Annotated in this window: 7 protein-coding genes; all 7 read left to right on the forward strand. The window is 62.5% G+C overall.

What is annotated here, in order from left to right:
- Positions 1 to 365, forward strand: a 365-nt coding sequence (locus AC628_RS44580; protein ID WP_168193546.1) for a hypothetical protein, incomplete at its 5' end; no start/stop codon positions are given.
- Positions 362 to 916 (forward strand): hypothetical protein, encoded by a 555-nt coding sequence (locus tag AC628_RS40615; RefSeq protein WP_143202080.1) that lies wholly within the window; start codon positions 362 to 364, stop codon positions 914 to 916. The genes AC628_RS44580 and AC628_RS40615, both read left to right, overlap by 4 nt.
- Positions 913 to 1,284: a hypothetical protein gene (locus tag AC628_RS40620; protein WP_143202081.1), complete on the forward strand. Its 372-nt coding sequence runs from the start codon at positions 913 to 915 to the stop codon at positions 1,282 to 1,284. Before AC628_RS40615 ends, AC628_RS40620 begins: the two co-directional genes overlap by 4 nt.
- A gap of 99 nt (positions 1,285 to 1,383) precedes the next feature.
- A complete protein-coding gene (locus AC628_RS40625; RefSeq protein ID WP_143202082.1) occupies positions 1,384 to 2,523 on the forward strand; it encodes a hypothetical protein in 1,140 nt (379 codons plus the stop codon).
- A 5-nt stretch (positions 2,524 to 2,528) separates the two neighbouring features.
- Positions 2,529 to 3,149, forward strand: a complete 621-nt coding sequence (locus AC628_RS40630; protein WP_074132407.1) for a hypothetical protein — start codon at positions 2,529 to 2,531, stop codon at positions 3,147 to 3,149.
- Between the two features lie 9 nt (positions 3,150 to 3,158).
- Positions 3,159 to 3,518 (forward strand): hypothetical protein, encoded by a 360-nt coding sequence (locus AC628_RS40635; protein WP_074132408.1) that lies wholly within the window; start codon positions 3,159 to 3,161, stop codon positions 3,516 to 3,518.
- Between the two features lie 173 nt (positions 3,519 to 3,691).
- On the forward strand, positions 3,692 to 4,115 hold a 424-nt coding region (locus AC628_RS40640), incomplete at its 3' end, for a lysozyme family protein (protein ID WP_502689836.1).

A 4,115-nucleotide genomic window follows, 5' to 3' on the forward strand; every position in this document is an offset into this window, starting at 1 on the left:
CAATGAGCGTAAGCCTGCCGGGCGTCGACGTGACGGTCGCCAATATCGACCAGATGGTTTTCGATTCACGCTGGTCGGGGCATCAGTTCTACGCCTCTGGCATTCTTGATAGCTCGCAGGACTCCGTCGCAACGTTTTTCTTTCCGTCGACGCTCGACGCCGTACCGTTCCTGGCCGGCTACACCGACACAAACATCACGCTGAGCCCTGGCACTCAGTATCTGGGCTTTACCAATTTTCGCGGCAACAGCTCCGACTATTGGAACTACGCGCAGGTCACGACCTCGTCGCTGCAGTTCCGGTTCAAGTTCGGCAACCAGGTGGGCCGTCTTTACTTCGCACTTTTCAGGAGGATCGCAGGATGACGGGGGTAACGCTTGATGGGGCATGGGCCGTTGCCGGCTACATGCCGCCTGGCAGCTCGCCGGTAACGACCGCCGGCGCCGCCGAGCCGACCTTGGTCGATGACCAGGCGCCGGCCGCCAGGCCGAAAGTGATCGTCAGGCATGACGACAACGGCGTGATTACCGCCGTCACGCTGCAGGTCGAGATGGGGATGGAAACGCTTTCCGAGAAATACGCGGAGATGGGCATCCCGCACATTCTCTATGACGGCGAGGTCGACATCGCCGACGCCTGGGTGAAGGACGGCCAGATAGTGCCGAAACTCGACGTCGAGATCTCCGGCGAGGTCCGGTCCGTCAAGGCAGACGGCGAGGATCTGCTCGAGCTCACGGTTTCGCCGGCCGAGTTTGACGCGACGGTCGCGCTCGACGGCGCGATGGTGCATTTCGAGCGAGTGACCGATGGACGGCTCGAGTTCGCGGTCGATCATCCTGGCCGCTACTCGATCTTTGTCGCGCCGGCGCATCCGTACCGGATCAGGCGGCTGGACGTCGAGGCGATCGCGCCATGAGAGTGAGCGTTATCGAGGGCAAGCGGAAGCGCGTCGAGGCGATCGTCAACCAACGTTACATGGTCGACGGCCACGACATCGCGCACGATCGCAAGCGCACGCTGGCCGCCGCGGTCGCTGCCGGCGCCGGACCGTCCGCCGAATTCGCCGAGGCTGCCGCGCTCGAGGGCGTTACGCCGCAGGCATTGGCGCAGACGATCCTCGCCAAGCCCGACGAGCTCATGACCAAGGAAAACAAGCGGCGATCCATGGTCGTCCGCACGCGCGCGGCCAAGACGGTTGCCGAGCTCGAGGCGATCCAGGCCGAGGCCGATGCGGCGGCGGCGCCGCCGGCGACGTCTCGCATCTTTTTGCAGGAAGGACCGTAGCCAATGACGGCGCTCACTAGCTATTCAACCGGGACGATCTCCGTCGCAGCAAACGGAACGGCCGTCACTGGCGTCGGAACGATCTGGTCCGGGACCAACGTGCGGCCGGGCGATATCCTGCAGATCGGCAATTTCCAGACGATCATTACAGATGTCACTGATCCTACGCATCTCGTCATCCCGCCGTGGGGCGGTGGCGCGCAGGCTGGCGTCGCCTATGTCGTTTGGAGAGTGTCGCAGCAGCGCATCGCCGGCGCGCAGGCAATGGCCGATGTTTCGACGCTTGTCGCGGCGTTGAATACGACGGGCTTCTTTTGGTTTGTCGACGTGTCGCTCGCCGCGCCCGATCCCTCGCTCGGCTCGGACGGCCAGTATGCGCTGCAGCCGACGACCGGGAAAATGTGGGTTCATGCCACCGGCGTCTGGACCTATCTCGGGATCTACAAGGGTTTCAGCTTTCGTGGGGCCTACGACAACGCCGCGACCTATTCGGTCGGTGACGTGCAGACGACCGCGGGAACGTCCTATGTCTGGATCAACCCGGCGCAGGGGTCGGGGCATCCGGCACCGGACATGACTTACTGGCAGGTTCTGGCGGCCAAGGGTGACAAGGGCGATACGGGCGCTGTGCCGTGGAGCAATACGACGACTTGGGCAACCGCGACGAATTACGTTGTCGGGCCGCCGGCGTCGGTCGTCGTGCATCCGCTCAACAAAAATATCTATCTGTGCATCGTCCCGCATCTGTCGGGAGCGTTCGCAGCCGACCTGGCCGCCGGCAAATGGCTGCTCATTGGTCAAAGCGCGACGGAGGCGACGAGCGGGACCGCACTCGCGATCGGCGCCGGATCGAAGGTGTTCTCGGCCGTCACAGGCTTTTCATACCAGAACGGTGTTCGCCTGCGCGCATCGTCGAATGGCTCGCCGACCAATTGGATGGAAGGCGTTTGTCTGTACGATCCCGCGGCGCAGGTCATCACGATGACGGTCGACAGGACCGCCGGCGCCGGCACCTTTGCAGATTGGAATTTTAACCGCGTCGGTCAGCCCGGAGCGGGCGATCTTTCGTCGGCAAACAATCTTGCGGATCTACCGAACAAACCTCTTGCTCGGGTCAACCTCGGCATTCCCGGTGTTCTGCGCGGCTATATATCCGGGCTGACTATACGACTCCGGGATCATCAGCCACGCTCAATATCGCGGCCGGCGTTGCTACGGACAGCACGGCGGCTGACATAATAGTTTTGGCAGCCCCCATCGCGAAATCCATCGGGTCGAACTGGTCGGCTGGCAACAATGGCGGAATCCTGGACACAGGGGCAGCCGCCACCGGCTTTTACCACATTCATCTAATCAAGAACCCGACCACGCAAGCGGTCGACGTCCTTGCTTCGCTCAGTGCGACGGCGCCGATGCTGCCAGCAGGATACACGCTATTCCGGCGCATCGGCTCGCAATGGCTTGGCTCGGGCGGCTTATGGTTGCAGCTTCTGCAGCGTGGTCAGGAATTCTGGTGGCCGGGCGTTTCATTGGATGTTGCTGTTACAAACCTTGGCGTCGCACTGACGAATTACACTCTCGCGAGCGTTCCGCTCGGCGTCCAGGTGCAGGCAATCCTGAACGTCATTGGCTGGAGCTCCTCGCAGAACTGCATTTGGGTCGTTCACGACAAAGCAATGGCCGACGTTGCGCCCGGTTACAACGCATACGGCACCGGCGCCGAAGTAACGACCGTTTCGTCGGGCAACGTGACCGAAATCAGGGTCTGGACTGATACGGCACAGGGCATCGTGGCGCGATCGACCACTGCTAACACCACCTTCCGCATTGCGACGCGCGGCTGGTTCGATCTGCTGGGGAAATAGGAGGGCGGCATGGGGTTTGTTGAGCGAAATGCTGATGGCAAAATCATCAGCTGGTTTTCCGGTGAGCAGCCAGGCGTCGCGGCTGAGGCGATCGCCGATGATGATCCGGCGGTCGTTGCGTTCCTCGCGCCGCCGTCGCTGGTGCCGAGCTCTTGCACCAAGCTCGGACTGAAACGGGCTTACGACGAGCTCGGCAATTGGGCGATCGTCAAGGCCGCGATCGCCGCGGATCAGGCCGTCCAGGAGGAATGGGATCTCGCGACCGAGCTCCGGCGGGCTGATCCGCTGGTGCAACGCATGATCGCGGCCCTCGGCCTCTCTGACGCGCAGGTCGACCTGCTGCTCACGCGCGCAAACGCCCTGGTCTGACTGGTTGATCTAAGTCAACGTTGTCAGGGCTCAACCGGTCAGCTTGCTGCTATGAAGGCCGGGAGAGATTGGATCGCAATCATTGGATGCACCGTCATCGTTGCGACGGTGCTCGTGGTCGTTCTCGTTTTCGCACTCTAGTCACCTTCAACATCCCCCAAAGGACTATCACGATGACCAACGCAGCGATTTCTGCGAGCGCTATCGATTTGCATGGGATCTCCCGCGCCGCCTTCGACCTGATCGTCTCGGCCGAGGTCACCAGCCAGGCGTTCTATAACAAGCGCTATCGGACCGTCCTCGAGCATCCGAGCGACAACTCCGGGCCGACCGGCGCGATCGGCTACGATTTCGGGACGCAGACCGCAGCGCAGATCCGCGCCGATTGGCGCGGGCGCGTGAGCGAGGCAATGCTTAAGGTGCTGGTCGGCGCCGCCGGCCTGCGCGGCGACAAGGCTGCCGCCTATTGCCGCAAGACGCGGGGAATGATTGATATCCCTTGGGACGTCGCGCTCGAGGTGTTCTCGAACCATGACATCCCGCGTTATCTGGCGATCTGCCGGCGGCTGCTGCCTGGTCTCGACGAGCTCTCGCCGG

The sequence above is a fragment of the Bradyrhizobium sp. NAS96.2 genome (genome assembly GCF_001908235.1).
GTDB lineage: Bacteria > Pseudomonadota > Alphaproteobacteria > Rhizobiales > Xanthobacteraceae > Bradyrhizobium.

Bases quoted from the DNA above. Each gene is read 5' to 3' on its own strand.
- AC628_RS40615 (WP_143202080.1), top strand. From the start codon at position 362: ATGACGGGGGTAACGCTTGATGGGGCATGGGCCGTTGCCGGCTACATG.
- AC628_RS40620 (WP_143202081.1), top strand. From the start codon at position 913: ATGAGAGTGAGCGTTATCGAGGGCAAGCGGAAGCGCGTCGAGGCGATC.
- AC628_RS40635 (WP_074132408.1), top strand. From the start codon at position 3,159: ATGGGGTTTGTTGAGCGAAATGCTGATGGCAAAATCATCAGCTGGTTT.